At 68.4% G+C, this 16,079-nt stretch carries 13 protein-coding genes; 6 read left to right on the top strand and 7 right to left on the bottom strand.

Annotated elements, in window-relative coordinates; genetic code table 11:
• Nucleotides 1–87 precede the first annotated feature (87 nt).
• Nucleotides 88–996, bottom strand: coding sequence for an oxygenase MpaB family protein (locus W7S_RS23920; protein WP_008261717.1), 909 nt, complete (start codon nucleotides 994–996; stop codon nucleotides 88–90).
• A gap of 81 nt (nucleotides 997–1,077) precedes the next feature.
• Between W7S_RS23920 and W7S_RS23925 the strand changes: the two genes are divergently transcribed.
• The gene (locus tag W7S_RS23925; protein ID WP_015632553.1) at nucleotides 1,078–1,740 is read left to right on the top strand and encodes a TetR/AcrR family transcriptional regulator; all 663 of its coding nucleotides are present in this window, start codon (nucleotides 1,078–1,080) and stop codon (nucleotides 1,738–1,740) included.
• A gap of 4 nt (nucleotides 1,741–1,744) precedes the next feature.
• On the opposite strand, the gene W7S_RS23930 is transcribed toward W7S_RS23925, so the two are convergent.
• The 4 genes from W7S_RS23930 to W7S_RS23945 form a co-directional block, all read right to left on the bottom strand.
• Nucleotides 1,745–3,100, bottom strand: a complete 1,356-nt coding sequence (locus tag W7S_RS23930; RefSeq protein WP_008261721.1) for a hypothetical protein — start codon at nucleotides 3,098–3,100, stop codon at nucleotides 1,745–1,747.
• A gap of 2 nt (nucleotides 3,101–3,102) precedes the next feature.
• Nucleotides 3,103–4,578, bottom strand: a complete 1,476-nt coding sequence (locus tag W7S_RS23935; protein ID WP_008261722.1) for a condensation domain-containing protein — start codon at nucleotides 4,576–4,578, stop codon at nucleotides 3,103–3,105.
• 403 nt (nucleotides 4,579–4,981) lie between these two features.
• A complete protein-coding gene (locus W7S_RS23940; protein ID WP_003874010.1) occupies nucleotides 4,982–5,530 on the bottom strand; it encodes a hypothetical protein in 549 nt (182 codons plus the stop codon).
• Between the two features lie 36 nt (nucleotides 5,531–5,566).
• On the bottom strand, nucleotides 5,567–6,148 hold the full coding sequence (locus W7S_RS23945) for a VOC family protein (protein ID WP_008261724.1): 582 nt from the start codon (nucleotides 6,146–6,148) through the stop codon (nucleotides 5,567–5,569).
• Nucleotides 6,149–6,244: 96 nt separating this feature from the next.
• On the opposite strand from W7S_RS23945, the gene W7S_RS23950 reads away from it, so the two are divergent.
• From W7S_RS23950 to W7S_RS23965, 4 genes are all read left to right on the top strand, one after another.
• Nucleotides 6,245–6,895, top strand: coding sequence for a TetR/AcrR family transcriptional regulator (locus W7S_RS23950; protein WP_003874012.1), 651 nt, complete (start codon nucleotides 6,245–6,247; stop codon nucleotides 6,893–6,895).
• 1 nt (nucleotide 6,896) lies between these two features.
• Complete coding sequence (locus W7S_RS23955) at nucleotides 6,897–8,027, top strand: alpha/beta hydrolase (protein ID WP_036429553.1); 1,131 nt, start codon at nucleotides 6,897–6,899, stop codon at nucleotides 8,025–8,027.
• Nucleotides 8,028–8,110: 83 nt separating this feature from the next.
• Complete coding sequence (locus W7S_RS23960) at nucleotides 8,111–10,312, top strand: acyl-CoA dehydrogenase (protein ID WP_003874014.1); 2,202 nt, start codon at nucleotides 8,111–8,113, stop codon at nucleotides 10,310–10,312.
• A gap of 992 nt (nucleotides 10,313–11,304) precedes the next feature.
• Nucleotides 11,305–11,667: a hypothetical protein gene (locus tag W7S_RS23965; protein ID WP_008261730.1), complete on the top strand. Its 363-nt coding sequence runs from the start codon at nucleotides 11,305–11,307 to the stop codon at nucleotides 11,665–11,667.
• A gap of 3 nt (nucleotides 11,668–11,670) precedes the next feature.
• On the opposite strand, the gene fadD2 is transcribed toward W7S_RS23965, so the two are convergent.
• Nucleotides 11,671–13,359: a long-chain-fatty-acid--CoA ligase FadD2 gene (gene fadD2, locus W7S_RS23970; protein WP_008261732.1), complete on the bottom strand. Its 1,689-nt coding sequence runs from the start codon at nucleotides 13,357–13,359 to the stop codon at nucleotides 11,671–11,673.
• A gap of 67 nt (nucleotides 13,360–13,426) precedes the next feature.
• Here fadD2 and W7S_RS23975 point away from each other — a divergent pair, with 67 nt between their 5' ends.
• Nucleotides 13,427–14,686, top strand: a complete 1,260-nt coding sequence (locus W7S_RS23975; protein ID WP_008261733.1) for a DNA polymerase domain-containing protein — start codon at nucleotides 13,427–13,429, stop codon at nucleotides 14,684–14,686.
• Here the strand turns inward: W7S_RS23975 and W7S_RS23980 are convergent, their stop codons facing one another.
• On the bottom strand, nucleotides 14,687–16,078 hold the full coding sequence (locus tag W7S_RS23980; protein WP_008261734.1) for a NarK family nitrate/nitrite MFS transporter: 1,392 nt from the start codon (nucleotides 16,076–16,078) through the stop codon (nucleotides 14,687–14,689).
• Nucleotide 16,079: the final 1 nt, after the last annotated feature.

A 16,079-nucleotide genomic window follows, 5' to 3' on the forward strand; every position in this document is an offset into this window, starting at 1 on the left:
CGGGCTGGAGGGCTTACCAGACTGAGGAGAGCTTAATGAATATGATTGTCGTTATCAACTTGGCGGGCACCGCCCCGCCGCGGGCCGCTACACCAGCGGCCGCCCCTTCTTGATCCGGCGGTCCAGGTCGTGCAGCAAGACGTTGAACGGGAACTGCCGGATGAACCGCGGCAGATACCGGTTCACCGTGGCCAGCACGGCGATCAGCCTGTCGAAGCGCCGCTGCTTGGTCGCGTCCCAGGGCAGCCGCATCTCGTCGCGGAACCGTTGCGGCAGGAAGCCCGTCGTGATCATCAGCGCGAAGCCCTCGGAGAGCCGCTGGATGGGACCGGGCAGCTTCACGCCCCGGATGCGGTTGGCGGCGATCGGGTACAGGTATTCCCGCACCGCGTCGTCGATGTGCACCTTGGCCAGCGACTCTTCCCAGTAACGGTCGAACGCCGCCCGGTCGGCCGGCCACATCTTCGGCGGCACCTGCAAGGTCGTGGCCAGCGCCATGCCCTCGCGGTAGTGGCGCTCGGCGTCTTCGCCGTCGAGCTCACCGATGAACATCCGGTAGATGTCGAGGCCGCCCTTGTACAGGCAGGCCCCCACCCAGAGCTGCAGCGCGGGATCAAAGGCGTTGTAGGACACCGGGCTTTCCGGCGTCGAGTAGACCTGCGCGTGGGCCTTGTTCACGGCCCGGCGGAAGGCGGCCTTCTGGGCCTCGCTGCCGTTGGTCGCCACGGCCAGGTAGGTGAACGTGGTGCGGGCCCGCTTGAACGGGTGCAGGTCGACCCGGCCGCTTTCGACGCGGCTTTCCATGACGCCGTAGCCCACACCCGGCTGCGCCAGTTGCATGATCACGTTCGCCGGACCGGCCAGCAGGGCGACGCCCATCAGGCCCTCGTCGATGCCCAGCGTCCGCCCGCGCCTGCGCCGCTGGGGGCGCGGCGGATCGGTGGCCCCGCGCTCGACGTGCCCGATCGGTGCCTGCACCGACTGGTGAATTGCCATCGTCAGATCCTCCCGCAGCGCGGCCGCTAATGTGCGAACGCTTGTTTCCTGATATTGTCGCGCCGCGGCGTTAGTGTCAAGATGGTCCGCATGAGCGACACGTCCAGCGCGCGGCCGTATCGCGGGGTGGAGGCCGCCGAACGCCTGGCCACCCGCCGTAACCGGCTCCTGGCCGCCGGCCTGGACCTGCTCGGCGATCAGCGGCCGGACATCTCGGCGGTCACCGTCCGCGGGGTGTGCCGCCGCGCCGGGCTGGCGGCCCGGTACTTCTACGAGAGCTTCACCGACAAGGACGAATTCGTCTCCTGCGTCTTCGACTGGGTGGTCGCCGAGCTGGCCGCCACCACGCAGGCCGCGGTCGCCACGGTGCCCGCCGACGAGCAGACCCGCGCGGGCATCGCCAACATCGTGCGGACCATCACCGACGACGCCCGCGTCGGCCGCCTGTTGTTCAGCACGCAGCTGGCCGACCCCGTGGTGGTGCGCAAACGCGCCGAGTCCAGCGCCCTGTTCGCGATGCTGTCCGGCCAGCACGTCGGCAACGCGCTTCAGGTGCCGGCAAACGATCGCATCAAGGCCGCAGCGCACTTCGTGGTCGGCGGGGTCGGGCAGACCATCAGCGCCTGGCTGGCCGGCGACGTCCGGCTCGAACCGGATGAGCTCGTCGATCACCTGGCCGCCCTGCTCGACGAGCTTGCCGAGCCAAACCTCTACCGGCTCACCGAAACACGGGCCGAGGCCTAGCGCCTCACACGGGGCAGACCGTGTGCCAGCCCGTTGTGGCGGCCAGCGAGAAGTCGCTCAGCGTCTTGGAAAGCGCTTGTCGCAGACCCTCGTTCGAATTGTGGCGGCCCAATTCGTAGGCGAGGACCGAGATGAAGACCCGGCCGTGGACCCGCCCCGACAGCAACGCCAGGGCCCCGTTGGTGCGGTGCATCGTCGCGGCGGTCACGCCCGGGTACACCGACTTCATGGCGAAGTAGTCGGCGTCCGTGCCGTCCGGCCGGTTGGCGGCCGGGTCGAGCGCGCCGAGATTGGACGACACCACGGTCGCCGCGCCGCCGGTGACCACGCTGAGCAACCGCCGAAACACCGGCTTCGGGATCAGCGGGACGAGGGGCAGCAGCGCCCACCGCTCGTCGGGCTCGTCGTGATGGCGAACCAGCGCCCGCTTGATGGCGGCGCGGATCTCGCGCAGGTCCGTGGTGATCGCCGCGGCCCCCAGCGTGACGTCGACGTTCGTGACCGCGTTGGCGCGCGTGTCGCTTGGGGCGCGCTCGTTGACGGGCATGCCGATGTTGACCGAGCCGTCGGGGGCCACCCGCCCCACCCGCTGGGCGAGGTGGGCCGCCAACCCGGCGAGCAGCGCGTTGCTGGTGCCGCCCAAGGCAGTTGCGCGGGCGTCCCAGTCGTCGGCGCTGACGAAGATCGTCTCCATCGGCAGGGAAATGCGGTCGTCGGGCGCGGCCGGCGGCGCGGGCCGCTTCCCGCGTGGCGGGGCGACGGACGCGGTGCCGTCGCGGCCCTGCCGGAGCATCCGGGCCGCGGCGCCGACGGCGCGGCCGACATCGAGCGCGTCGTGCGCGGTTTGGCGCGCGTCCTCGCGCAGGGCTTGCCAGCGCCGCCGGCCTCCCGCGGCGGGCCAGCGGGTCCGGTCGCCGCGTCCCCGAGCCGCATCGGCCAGGGCCTCGCACAGCCCGACGCCATCGGTGAGGCAGTGCGTGGTGACCAGGCTCACCACCGCGCCGCCGTCGGTCAGCGGGAGCATCGCCAAGTGCCATCCGGGCCCGCGCTCGGCGTCCGGCCGCTTGTGGGTCTGCTCGTCGAGCCACGCATCGATGTCCTCGCGCTCCCGCGGCGGCGCGACGATCTCCAAGGGGGAGCACTCGGCGGCCGCCACCCAGCGATGACGGCCAAAGGGCAAGGCGGAGCGCTCGACTCGCCGCGACAGCCGCCCCCGGCCGAGGTGGCGGTGGAACTCACGCAGCCCACCGACGTCGACGGCGCGGTCGTACACCCAGACGCACTGCAGCAAACTGGTGGCACCCGTCGCCCGCTCACCCAGGAAGAGTGTTTGGTCGGCCAGGTCCAGCACGTTGCTCATCGCTACGCCGCTTCGTGATCGTCCGTGTCCGGCGCCGGAGCGAATGTGTCGTCCGGGTTCACCTGGGGCGCAACCACAACCGGCTCGTCCCCGGTGGGCCTGGCGACACGCGCGAACACCTGGATCAGCGTCGCGATGTAGCGCAGCACCGACTCCCGCGCGATCGCGTTGTCCGGGAAGGACATCGTCACCGTGGTGTTCGCGGCCTGGCGGTTGATCCACATGTTCACCCCGCCGTGGGACAGGCTGTCGCCGTACGTGCCGAATTTCGTCTCCGCCCACAACCCGTTGAGGGGGATCTTGCGGAAGTCGAGGAACGACAACATCATCGGCAGCTGCGTGGGCAGCTTGATGCCCAGTTCGTCCGGGGTGGCGAGCTCCAGCACCCGCTCGACCGGCACGTCGGCGAGGCGCTGAGCGTCGTCGAACGACTTCTGCGCCGTCCGGGCGGCCTGGGCGAACGTCTCGCCGGCGGTCGGCACCGTGATCGGAATCAGGCTGGCGAACCAGCCGACGGTCATCGAGTCGACGCCCGGTGTCCTGGTGTCCTTGGCCGTGAACCCGTGATAGGTCTTCTTACCGGTCAATTCGTGCTCGGCCAGGCCCGTGCAGGCCAGCACTCCCCCGATGAACCGGGCGCCGGCCGCCACGCAGGCGGCGTCGAAGGACTCCGTGTCCTCGGCATTCATCAACTCGACCGTCAACAGGTCGCCTCTGGTGCTGGACCACGTGTCACCAAGGGGCAGCGGGAAACTGGGCCAGTCGCCGTCGGTGTGGCGGGCGAACTCGATCCAGTCCTTGATCTCGGGCGACGAGAGCGTCAACGTCGCCGCCTTCTCGCGTTGGCGCGCAACGTAGTCGCGGTAGCTGCGGATCTCCGGTAGGCCGGCGGGCTGGTGCCCGGTCTGCGCGAGTTCCTGATACGTCAGGTGGACGTCGAGGAAGATGAGGGCGGCCGACAAGCCGTCGATGTGCAGGTGGTCGACGCTCGCGTAGAACGTGAAATAGTCGGCGTGCTGGACGATTCCGTAGGTGAAGCAGCCCCACTCGAGGGTGTCCGGGGTGGTGGTCAAGGCATGGGCGCGGACTTGGTCCGCGGTCTTGTGCCCCAGCGCCACGGGGACGAACTCGATCGCTTCGGGATCGTCGATCACCCGGCGCACGAACGTGCCGTTGTCGTACTCGAACCAGTTGTGATAGGTGTCCTGGCGGCGAACGTGGGCGTTGATCGTCGCCGTCATCGCCGCAATGTCGCAGGTGCCGGGGATGTCCCACGCGACGATCATCAGACGGGGCAGCTGGCGGTTCATGGCCTTGCCTTGGTAGGAGGCCCAGAGGTGTTGATTCTGTTGGTAACTCGGCGCCAGGTCGCTTCGCCGTGCGGCGCGGGCCGCTTCGCGTGCGGCTGGTGCGGCCATCCACATGGTGACCGGGCCGTGCGGCGGGTGCCATTCGTTGATATTTCCGAGTGCGACCATTTCCTCGAGTCCTTGTGCTGTGAGACGACGACGTTTGCGGGGCGGTCTGGGGGTGCTGGAAGTACGGTTGGCGCTTGGCTTTTCGAGGATCGTCGATGTGTGTCGCGCTTGAAATTGTCCGACGGACTTTCGCCTGTGTTGGTGAACTACCCCGCCGCTCATACCCCTATGTCGCTGCTGTGGACGCTAGCTGACGCAGGCGAAGATTTCGCGGTTTTGTCAAGACTCGAATTCCGCCGCGAGATCGCCGGCGGTGCAGTAATCTTTTCCCCCTCAACGGCCCTGGCCACGCCGGGCGGGGTCGATTCGCGACGACTTATCGCCGATTCGGCCCGCTACGCCCGCAACTCGGGATACAGTTGTCCGGCCCTCGAGCCGGTGCGCGGGCCAAACCCGCACCGCCTCACGGGAACAGCGGCAGCTCCCAGAGGCGCATGCCGGGACGCAGCAGCCACAAACGCATCATGGTGAGCCGCAGGATGCGCATGGCGCTGAAGATCATGAAGATCGCCAGCGGCACCTCGATCAGCAGCGCGGTGATCACCGACAGCCACACGTCCTTGGGGCCCGCGGTCATGAGGTCGAACCACGCGTCGCAGATCAGCAGCACCCCGGTGGTGAACGCGGCGAGGACCAGCAGCTGGCGGCGCAGATACCCCAGCGCGGCCGTCGTCAGCATGAAGGCGACCAGCAGCACATCGAAGCCGATCCAGGTGACCGGCCAATTGTGGGCGACGTACTTCTCGGGCAGCGTCATCGCCAGGTATCCCAGCCAGGGAACCATCGCGATGGAGCCGCCGATCATCAGACTCAGCCGGACGCGGCGCACGCGGTCCAGGAAGTCCGGGTCGATGACCTCGCCGAGGGGCCGCTCCAGCCGGGAGATGAGGTCGCGGCGCTGCCCGGGGGTAAGCGCGGCGATCTGTTCGTCGGTCAAAATGCCGTCGGTCATACCTAGCATTCTCCGACTCGCGGAGCAGCGGCGCGATCAGCGACCGGCGCCCACCGGGGGCCGGCGGTCCGCGGCGGTCTTGGGCACGGCCTTCGCGTCGCCGCTTTCGAATTCCTTCACCCAACAGGCGAACTCGAGGGTAATGCCGTCGGGATCCTGGAAATAGAACGAGCGCACATAGACGCCGGGATGCACGGTCGCCGAGACCTGCATGGGGCTCTCGTCGTGGTTGAGCACCGGCCCGACCCGCACCCCTTTGTCCTTGAGTCGCTGGCGGTAGGCGTCGAACTTCTCGGCCGGCACGTGGAAGGCCAGGTGGTTCATCGTGCTGACCGCGCTGGTGATGTCGCCGATGCCGGGGATGGCGCCCGGCGACGAAATGCCCGGCACCCGGTCGGGGGCGTCGGCGAACCAGAAGAAGGCGACGCAGTCGCCGTTGCCGGCGTCGAAGAAGAAGTGCTGGCCCGCCCCGCCGGGCAGATCGAGCGACTTGATCAGCGGCATGCCCAGGATGTTGCTGTAGAAGTCGACGGTTTTGGCCATGTCCGAGCACACCAGCGCGACGTGATTGATCCCGCCGAGTTCGAATTCCGCGTTGGTGTTGTGCGGCTTGATCATCGTGCGGCTCCCCTCGGTTCCCGGCTCGATGAGCCTGGCCAAGATCCGAATCTGAATCTAACATCAGATTCAGTTTTGGCCCAGGGAGGTGCGCAGGTGTCCACCGCGGCATCCCCTGCTGACCGGAGCGGGCCACCCGCGGAGCTGCCCACGCATCGCGGCAGGCGGACGCAGGCCGCGATCGATCTGGCCGCCCGGACGGTCATCGCGCGCAAAGGTGTCCTGGCCACGACCATCGCCGACATCGCCGCGGAGGCCGGCCGCTCGGCGGCGTCCTTCTACAACTACTACGAGTCCAAAGAGGCGATGGTGCGCCAATGGGCGCTGCGCTTCCGCGACGAGGCCAACCAGCGCGCGCTGTCGGTGACCCAGCACGGGTTGACCGATCGCGAGCGCGCGTACGGGGCGGCCGCCGCGCACTGGCACACCTACCGCAACCGGCTAGCCGAGGTGATCAGCGTGTCACAGCTGGCGATGATCAACGACGACTTCGCCCAGTACTGGGCCGAAATCTGCTCGATACCAATATCTTTCATCGCTGAATCGGTCCGCCGCGCACAGGCCGAGGGCCGTTGCCGCGACGACGACCCGCAGCTGATCGCGGAGGCGATCGTGGCGATGTTCAACCAGTTCTGCTACGTCCAGCTCGGTTCGGCACGTTGCGGGGAACCCGACGACGAGGCCTGCATCCAGACCCTGGCCAACATCTATTACCGGGCCATCTACGCCACTGAGGGGGACCGCTGAATTGACTCGTCGTACCGGTGCCGGAGTCATCCGCGAATTCGTCGGGCTGCCGTCGCCTACGGCCGGGCGCGCCGGCGCCGGCGGGCACCCCTGCCAGGGTTTGTATCACCGGGGGGTGGGACGCAAGCCCAAGGTGGCGATGATCGCCGCGCACTACCAGATCGACTTCTCCGAGCACTATCTCGCCGATTACATGGCCACTCGCGGCATCGGATTCCTCGGCTGGAACACCAGGTTCCGCGGCTTCGAAAGCAGCTTCCTGCTCGACCACGCGCTGGTGGACATCGGGGTCGGAGTGCGCTGGCTGCGCGAGGTGCAGGGCGTGGATACCGTTGTGCTGCTGGGCAACTCGGGCGGAGGGTCGTTGATGGCCGCCTACCAGTCCCAGGCCGTCGAGCCGAACGTGACCCCGCTGGAAGGCATGCGCCCGGCGGCCGGGGTGACCGAGTTGCCGCCCGCCGACGGCTACGTGGCCACCGCCGCCCATCCCGGGCGACCCGAAGTGCTCACCGCCTGGATGGACGCCGCCGTCGTCGACGAGAACGATCCCGTCGCCACCGACGCCGACCTCGACCTGTTCAACGGGCGCAATGGGCCGCCCTACACCCCGGAGTTCCTCGCCCGGTACCGCAGCGCGCAGGTCGCGCGCAATCACGCCATCACCGACTGGGCCGAAAGAGAGCTCAAACGCGTTCGCGCGGCGGGGTTTTCCGATCGCCCGTTTTCGGTGATGCGCACCTGGGCCGACCCGCGCATGGTCGATCCCGGCATCGAGCCGACCAAACGGCAGCCCAACATGTGCTACGCGGGCGTCCCGGCCAAGGCGAACCGCTCGGCGCACGGCATCGCGGCGGCGTGCACGCTGCGCAGCTGGCTGGGCATGTGGAGCCTGCGGGTGGCCCAGACCCGGGCCGAGCCGCACCTGGCCCGGGTCCGGTGTCCGGCCCTGGTGATCAACGCCGACGCCGACACCGGCGTGTTTCCCTCTGACGCGCAACGCATCTTCGACGCCCTCGCCGGCGCCGACAAGACCCGGGCCTCGGTGGACACCGATCACTACTTCACCACCCCCGGGGCCCGCAGCGAGCAGGCCGACATCATCGCCGGATGGATCGGCAAGCGGTGGCGGTAGGTGATGTCGTCAACCAACCGACTGGTTGTTAGCTTGGAAGGTACTTGGCCGAGACGGCGTCCTGCAGCAACGGAAGGCGACCAATGCCGATCGCGATAAATCCCGAGCATCAAGAACTGGCCGATTCCGTGCGAGCGCTGGTGGCGCGCATCGCCCCGTCCGAGACGCTGCACGAGGCGATGGAGACGGAGGTCGGCAACCCGCCGCCGTACTGGCAGGCCGCGGCCGAGCAGGGCCTGCAGGGCGTTCATCTGGCGGAATCCGTCGGCGGGCAGGGCTTCGGCGTTCTCGAGTTGGCCATTGTGCTCGCGGAATTCGGCTACGGGGCGGTGCCGGGCCCCTTCGTGCCGTCCGCGATCGCCAGCGCGTTGATCTCCGCGCACGACCCGGACGCCAAGGCGCTCGCCGGGCTGGCATCCGGCGCCGAGATCGCCGCCTACGGCCTGAATTGCTGCGCGCTGACCGCCACCCGGCAGGGCAGTTCTCTGGTGATCCGCGGCGAGCTCCGCGCGGTCCCCGCCGCCGCGCAGGCGTCGCTGCTGGTGCTGCCCGTCGCGATCGACAGCGGCGAGGCGTGGGTGGTGCTGCGCGCCGACCAGCTCGAGATCGAGCCGGTGAAAAGCCTGGACCCGTTGCGGCCCATCGCCGACGTGCGGGCCAACGCCGTGGAGGTCGGCGACGACGTCGTCTTGACGAACCTGAGCATGGGCACCGCGCACGCGCTGATGACGACGCTGCTGTCCGCCGAAGCCATCGGCGTGGCGCGCTGGGCGACCGACACCGCGTCGAGCTACGCCAAGATCCGCGAGCAGTTCGGCAGGCCGATCGGCCAATTCCAGGCCATCAAGCACAAGTGCGCCGAGATGATCGCCGACACCGAGCGGGCCACGGCTGCGGTGTGGGATGCCGCCCGCGCGATCGACGAGGCCCGCGAAAACCGTTGGGACACCGCGGGTTCCCACGTTGAGTTCGCCGCCGCCGTGGCGGCGACGCTGGCGCCGGCCGCCGCTCAACGGTGCGCGCAGGATTGCATCCAGGTGCACGGTGGGATCGGCTTCACGTGGGAGCACGACACGAACGTGTACTACCGCCGGGCGCTGATGTTGGCCGCCTCCTTCGGCCGCAGCTCGGACTACCCGCAAAAGGTGGTCGACACAGCGACCACCACCGGGATGCGCGCGGTCGACATCGACCTCGATCCCGAGACCGAGAAGCTGCGGGCGGAGATCCGGGCCGAAGTGGCGGCGCTCAAGGAGATCGAGCGCGAGCAACGCAAGGTCGCCATCGCCGAGGGCGGCTGGGTGCTGCCGTACCTGCCCAAGCCGTGGGGCAGGGCGGCCGGGCCGGTGGAGCAGATCATCATCGCGCAGGAGTTCGCCTCCGGGCGGGTCAAGCGGCCCCAGACCGGCATCGCCACCTGGATCGTCCCGTCGATCGTGGCGTTCGGCACCGAGGAGCAAAAGCAGCGGTTCCTGCCGCCGACCTTCCGCGGCGAGATGATCTGGTGTCAGCTGTTTTCCGAGCCCGGCGCGGGTTCGGATCTGGCCGGCCTGTCCACGAAGGCCACCCGGACCGACGGAGGGTGGCGCATCACCGGCCAGAAGATCTGGACGACCGCCGCGCAGTTCTCGCAGTGGGGTGCGCTGCTCGCACGGACCGACCCCAGCGCGCCGAAACACAGCGGCATCACGTACTTCCTGCTGGACATGAAGAGCGAGGGCGTCGACGTCAAGCCGCTGCGCGAGCTCACCGGCAACGCGATGTTCAACACCGTCTACATCGACGACGTGTTCGTGCCCGACGAGTGCGTGCTCGGTGAGGTGAACCGGGGCTGGGAGGTAAGCCGCAACACGCTGACCGCGGAGCGGGTGTCGATCGGCAGCAGCGAGGCGAACTTCCTGGCCACGCTGTCGCAGTTCGTCGAGTTCGTTCGTGACGGGCAGTTCGATCAGGTCGCGCAGCACCGCGCCGGTCAGTTGATTGCCGAGGGCCATGCGGCCAAGGTGCTGAACCTGCGTTCCACGCTGCTGACGCTGGCCGGCGGGGACGCGATGCCGTCGGCGGCGATCTCCAAGTTGTTGTCGATGCGCACCGGCCAGGGTTACGCCGAATTCGCGGTCTCGTCCTTCGGGACCGACGCCGCGATCGGCGACACCGACCAACTGCCCGGCAAATGGGGCGAGTACCTGCTGGCCAGCCGGGCGACCACCATCTACGGCGGGACGTCCGAGGTGCAGCTGAACATCATCGCCGAACGGTTGTTGGGCCTGCCGCGCGATCCGTAACCGGGCGCAGAAATGGGCCATGCCGGCCTGACTGAGTCAAGCCGGCATGGTTCCCCCCATACACGGGCCGTCCATCCCGAGGGTTGGCGTGTCGGTGATGGCCGGCTACCGCGCGGAGATGGTGGTCACCACCACCAGTTCCACCAGTGCTGGGGCTTCCAGTAGCCGGGCCCATGGACCCAGCCACCGTGCCCCCAGCCGCCGTGACCCCAATTGCCATGTCCCCGACCATCATGGCCACCCCATCCACGACCGCCGGGGCGCTCGGGAATGAAGCCCGGTCCGCTCTGCGGCCCGGCACTGGCGAAGCTTGTGGAGTGACTCGGCCCGGGGGCGGCCGAAGCCACGGGGGCGCCGCCGAAGAGCAGCGCGCCCGCCACGGCTCCGGCGCCCACAACACCTACGGCCGCGCCACGTAACGATGCTGACGAGATCATCGAGGGCGCTCCTTTCAAAGACTTGATATCGATGCTTAAAACGCTAACCGGACATTTCTAAGCAAACAAGCGAATTCGGGGCTTTCGCGGTGTGAATTGCGCAACAATGACGTGATAGCGCCCAATCCAGCGCGCGATGATCAATCCCTATTTACGCAATTCATTTATCCGCGAATACTGAGCCGGCGCACGGCGATCGGCTTATATCTGCAGGTAATAGCCCGTATACTGATGTACTGCGCGAGCCTACCGTATTTACTGAAGTCCGAATATGCGCATTGTCAGATCCACTGATTCGCGCCGCGATTACCGTCCACGAGTCGTCGGATCACCGCAATCCTGGCCTCGTTTTTACCGGCGTCAGCTATTTGCAGAAATTTGCTCTTTCGCCTGCATCCGGCGTCGCGGAGCCGCGCGCAAATCCGTCGGCGTCCCACCCGGGCCGTCCGCGGCCCGGCGACGCGACTTAGGGTGGCGTCGGTGAGAGAATCAGTATTGACACATAGGCGACGAGCGCTGATTTACTGATCCGCACTCACGGAGGAAGACACCGAAGTGAACTTCAAGCCCAGTCCCAACGGACCCAGCGCCGGATCCTTTCGCGCCCCCACCCCGGCGGGCGGCCCCGCCGGAGACGCCGCGCCGACCGAGCGCCTCAGCCTCGGGCAGCCCCGCGGCCAGCGCATCGCCAGCGAGCCGTCGGCCAACCAGGCGGGGCGCACCCAGCGGACCCGCCGGACCGTCGACCTGGCGGCCGCCACTCACCGGGCCCTCGACATCTGGCAGCGCGAGGCGGCCGATCGGCTCGGCGTCGCGCGCGTGACCGGGCAGGAGGTGCTCACCGCGCTGATCGACCAGCTCCTGGTCGACCCGAAGCTCACGGCCCAGATCACCCGGGCCATCAAAGAACGCCGCTGAGGCCTATTCGATCTCCATTTCGCGCAGCTCGCGCTTGAGGATCTTGCCGGTGGGGTTGCGCGGCAGCTCGTCGAGGAAGATGACCTCGCGCGGCACCTTGTAGCGGGCCAGGTGATCGCGCACGTAGTGCTTGACGGTGTCCTCGTCGAGGTCCGCGCCGTCCTTCTTCACCACGAAGGCGCGCAGGCGGTGGCCCCACTCCTTGTCGTCGACGCCGATCGCGGTGGCCTCCACGACGTCGGGGTGCCCGGTGATCAGGTCCTCGACCTCGGCCGGGAAGACGTTCTCGCCGCCGGAGACGATCATCTCGTCGTCACGCCCGCTGATGTAGAGCAGGCCGTTCTCGTCGAAGTAGCCGACGTCGCCCGACGACAACAGGCCGTCGATGATCTGCTTCTTGCCCCCGCCCGTGTAGCCCTCGAACGGGAAGGCGTTGCCGACGAAGATGCGGCCGACCTCGCCCTGCGGCAGCTCCTTGCCGTTGTCGTCGTAGATCTTGACGCGCACGCCCTTGACGACCGGCCCGACGGTCGACGAGTTGTACTGCAGGTGCTTGGGTTCGGCGATGGTCGCAAAGGCGATCTCGGTCGAGCCGTACATGTTGTAGATCACTGGGCCGAGGTCCTTGAGCGAGCGCTCCGCCAGGTCGGCCCCCAGCGCCGATCCCGACACGAACACGATCTTCAGGCTGGACAGGTCAGGCTTGGAGTCCATCTTCTCGACCGCTTCGAGGATCCGCGACAACATCACCGGGACGACGACCATCGCGGTCACCTTGTACTTCTCGATGTCCTGCAGCACCAGCGGCGGCTTGAACTTGCGGCGCAGCACCAGCGTCGAGCCCAGGAACATCGCGATCGTGCCGTGCAGATACCCCAGCGCGTGGAACATCGGCGCCGGCAGCGACGTCACCTCGCCGGCCTTGAACGGGACGTGCGACAGGATTCCGCCGACCGGCGCCAGCGTCGGCGGGGTGCTACGGTTCGCGCCCTTCGGGGTGCCGGTGGTCCCGCTGGTGAGGATGATGATCGAGGCGTGCCTGGCCGCCTTGGGGGCGGGCTCCTTGCTGCTGCGCTCGATCAGGTCGGCCAGCGTCTCGTCGGTGCTGCCGGACGGCTCGTCACTATCCGGGTTGGTCCCCAGCGCCCGCAGCTTGCCCAGCTCCGGCGAGGCCTTGCTGACGGCCTTGGTGTACTCGTCGTCGTAGATGATCAGCTTGGCGCCCTCGCGCTCGGACACCTCTTTGATCTGCGGACCCGAGAATTCGCTGTTGAGCAGGATGATGCGCGCGCCGACCCGCGCGGCGCCGTAGTTGGCGATCAGGAACCAGCGGGTGTTGCGGGCCAGGATGGCGACGCCGTCGCCGCCCTTGACGCCCTTCTCGATCAGCCCGTTAGCCACCGCGTGCGCCGCCTCGTCGAGTTCGCGGTAGGAGAATTCGCCCTCTTCGTCGATGCACGCCGCGCGGTCGGGATGGCGCCGCGCGTTGAGGGCGGGCAGCATGCCGAACTCGCCCCACTTGTAGATGTCGGCCGCCATCGCGGCGTAGTTCTGCGGTGGCTCGATCCGGAACGCGCCCGACTCGAAGATTTTGCGCACGTAGTGCAGTTCGGCGGAGCCGCGCTCGACGTACTGGTGCAGTTTTGCTACCGCTTTGGAGGCCTGGCCGGGCAGGCCGAGGAGGTTAGGCATGGAATCCACCATATGTGACGTCCGTCTCAGCACGGCCAGAAATTCTGGCGAATTAACATGAACTCCCATGACCCGTCCGGTTTTGCTGGAGGTGGCCGGGCGAGAGGTCACCGTCACCCATCCGGACAAGGTCGTGTTCCCCCGCGCGGACGGCCACAAAACATCGGGCCCCTACACCAAGCTCGACCTGGTCCGCTATTACCTGTCCGTGGCCGACGGCGCGCTGCGCGGCGTGGCCGGGCGCCCCATGATCCTGAAGCGCTTCGTCAAGGGCATCACCGAAGAGGCGGTGTTCCAGAAGCGCGCGCCGGCGAAACGGCCGGACTGGGTCGACGTCGCCGAACTCCGTTACGCGCGAGGCACTTCCGCGGCGGAGGCCGTCATCCGCGACGCCGCCGGGCTGGCCTGGGCGATCAACCTGGGCTGCGTCGACCTGAATCCGCACCCGGTGCTCGCCGACGACCTCGATCACCCCGACGAACTGCGCGTCGACCTCGATCCGATGCCCGGGGTCTCCTGGCGGCGCATCGTGGACGTCGCCCTGGTGGCGCGCGAGGTGCTCGAGGACTACGGCCTGACCCCGTGGCCGAAGACGTCGGGGTCGCGCGGCTTCCACATCTACGCCCGCATCGCCCGGCGCTGGGAGTTCCGCCAGGTGCGCCTGGCCGCGCAGACAGTCGCCCGGGAGGTGGAGCGGCGCGTGCCCGAGGCGGCGACCAGCCGGTGGTGGAAGGAAGAACGCGAGGGGGTGTTCGTCGACTTCAACCAGAACGCGAAGGACCGCACGGTCGCCTCGGCCTATTCGGTGCGGGCGACGCCCGACGCCCGGGTCTCGACCCCGCTGCACTGGGACGAGGTCGCCGGGTGCCGGCCCGAGGCGTTCACCATCGATACCGTGCCCGCGCGGTTCGCCGAGATCGGTGACCCCTGGGAGGGAATGGACGACGCGGTCGGTGACCTCGACCGGTTGCTGGTGCTGGCCGAGGAGATGGGGCCTCCCGAGCGGGCGCCCAAAGGGTCGGGCAAGCGCGACAAGGGCACCGGCGGCCGGCGTCAATCCTCGATGCCCCTGATCGAGATCGCCCGCACCAAGACCAAGGACGAGGCGATGGCGGCGCTGGACACCTGGCGCGACCGCCATCCGGCGGCGGCCGAGCGGCTGCAGCCGGTCGACGTCCTCGTCGACGGCATGCGCGGGCCCAGCTCGATCTGGTACCGGATCCGGATCAACCTGCAACACGTTCCCGAGGACCAGCGGCCGCCGCAGGAGGAGCTGATCGCCGACTACAGCCCCTGGGCCAACTACGGCGGCAAGCAGCAGCCCTAACTAGATCCCGACCCGGGTTATCGCGTTGTGCCTGCGCAGGTAGCAGTACCAGGTGACGCCCAGCAGGGCGAGGAAGAACGCGATGTAGAAGCGCAGCGCCGGCTCGATGCTGCCGAACTCCGACTTCGACCAGGCGTAGGCCAGCGGCACGATGAAGCCGCCGAAGGCGCCCACCGCGGAGATGACGCCCAGCGCGCCGGCGGCCTGGCGCCGCATCCGCACCATGGTGTCCGGATCGCCGCCGGCCAGCTCGCCCTTGATCTTGAAGATCCGCGAAATCATCCGGTAGGTCGAGCCATTGCCGATGCCGGTGGCGACGAACAAGAACATGAAGCTGGCGAAGAACGCCGGCAGGTTGACCGCCCGCACCGACCACAGCGCGGCCGCCGCCCCGAGGGCCAACAGCGCGAAACTGGCGGCGGTGATGCGCGCGCCGCCTATCCGGTCGGCCAGCTTGCCGCCGAGGGGCCGGATCACCGACCCGATGCCGGCGCCGAGGAAGGCCCAGGTCAGCGCGATGTCGCCGCGGCCGAACACCGTCTTGAGCAGGGTCGGGAAGGCGGCCGAGTAGCCGATGAAGGACCCGAACGTGCCGATGTAGAGCAGCGACATGAGCCAGGTGTCGGGGTGGCGCAGCGACTGCCACACCGGCTTCACGTCGGCCTTCGCCTCGCTCAGGTTGTTCATGAATCCGAACGCGCACACGGCGGCCACGACGGCCAGCGGCACGTAGAACAGTCCGGCGCGCGCCAGGGCCACCCCGCCGCCGGCGACGACGACGGGCGGGATGATCTTCTGCACAACGGCGACGCCGACGTTGCCGCCGGCCGCGTTCAGGCCCAGCGCCCAGCCCTTGTCCTTCTCCGGGTAGAAGAAGGAGATGTTGGCCATCGACGAGGCGAAGTTGCCGCCGCCGAAGCCGGCGGTCGCCGCGACCGCCACCAGGACCGCGAACGGGATGCCGGGATGGCTCACCGCCCAGGCCAGCAGCAGGCACGGGATCAGCAGCAGCGCCGCCGAGATGGTCGTCCAGTTGCGGCCACCGAAGATCGGCACCGCGAAGGTGTACGGCAGTCGCAGGAAGGCGCCCACCCCGCTGGGGACGGCGACCAGGCACAGCGCCTGGCTGGGGGTCAGCGCCCAGCCGGACGCGGCGGGCAGCCCGTGCGCGCCCGCGGTCATCTGCACCACGACGATGCTCCACAGCATCCACACGCTGAACCCGACGTGCTCGGCGAAGATCGAGAAGATCAGGTTGCGGCGGGCGATCGGCTTGCCAGTCGCCTCCCAGAACTCCGGGTCTTCGGGTCGCCAGTCGTCGATCCAGTGCCGTCCGGCAGGACGCTCGCGCGTCGGCGCGGGCTGCGATGCCGGGCTGAGGGTCGTGGTCATC

Origin of the sequence: Mycobacterium sp. MOTT36Y, from assembly GCF_000262165.1 — a bacterium.
GTDB classification, from domain to species: domain Bacteria; phylum Actinomycetota; class Actinomycetes; order Mycobacteriales; family Mycobacteriaceae; genus Mycobacterium; species Mycobacterium intracellulare.

Excerpts from the sequence above, each read along its gene's own strand:
- W7S_RS23935 (WP_008261722.1), bottom strand. The coding sequence starts at position 4,578 with ATGGTCGCACTCGGAAATATCAACGAATGGCACCCGCCGCACGGCCCG.
- W7S_RS23960 (WP_003874014.1), top strand. The coding sequence starts at position 8,111 with ATGCCGATCGCGATAAATCCCGAGCATCAAGAACTGGCCGATTCCGTG.
- W7S_RS23980 (WP_008261734.1), bottom strand. The coding sequence starts at position 16,078 with ATGACCACGACCCTCAGCCCGGCATCGCAGCCCGCGCCGACGCGCGAG.
- W7S_RS23940 (WP_003874010.1), bottom strand. The coding sequence starts at position 5,530 with ATGACCGACGGCATTTTGACCGACGAACAGATCGCCGCGCTTACCCCC.
- W7S_RS23945 (WP_008261724.1), bottom strand. The coding sequence starts at position 6,148 with ATGATCAAGCCGCACAACACCAACGCGGAATTCGAACTCGGCGGGATC.
- W7S_RS23925 (WP_015632553.1), top strand. The coding sequence starts at position 1,078 with ATGGTCCGCATGAGCGACACGTCCAGCGCGCGGCCGTATCGCGGGGTG.
- W7S_RS23920 (WP_008261717.1), bottom strand. The coding sequence starts at position 996 with ATGGCAATTCACCAGTCGGTGCAGGCACCGATCGGGCACGTCGAGCGC.
- W7S_RS23930 (WP_008261721.1), bottom strand. The coding sequence starts at position 3,100 with ATGAGCAACGTGCTGGACCTGGCCGACCAAACACTCTTCCTGGGTGAG.
- fadD2 (WP_008261732.1), bottom strand. The coding sequence starts at position 13,359 with ATGCCTAACCTCCTCGGCCTGCCCGGCCAGGCCTCCAAAGCGGTAGCA.
- W7S_RS23975 (WP_008261733.1), top strand. The coding sequence starts at position 13,427 with ATGACCCGTCCGGTTTTGCTGGAGGTGGCCGGGCGAGAGGTCACCGTC.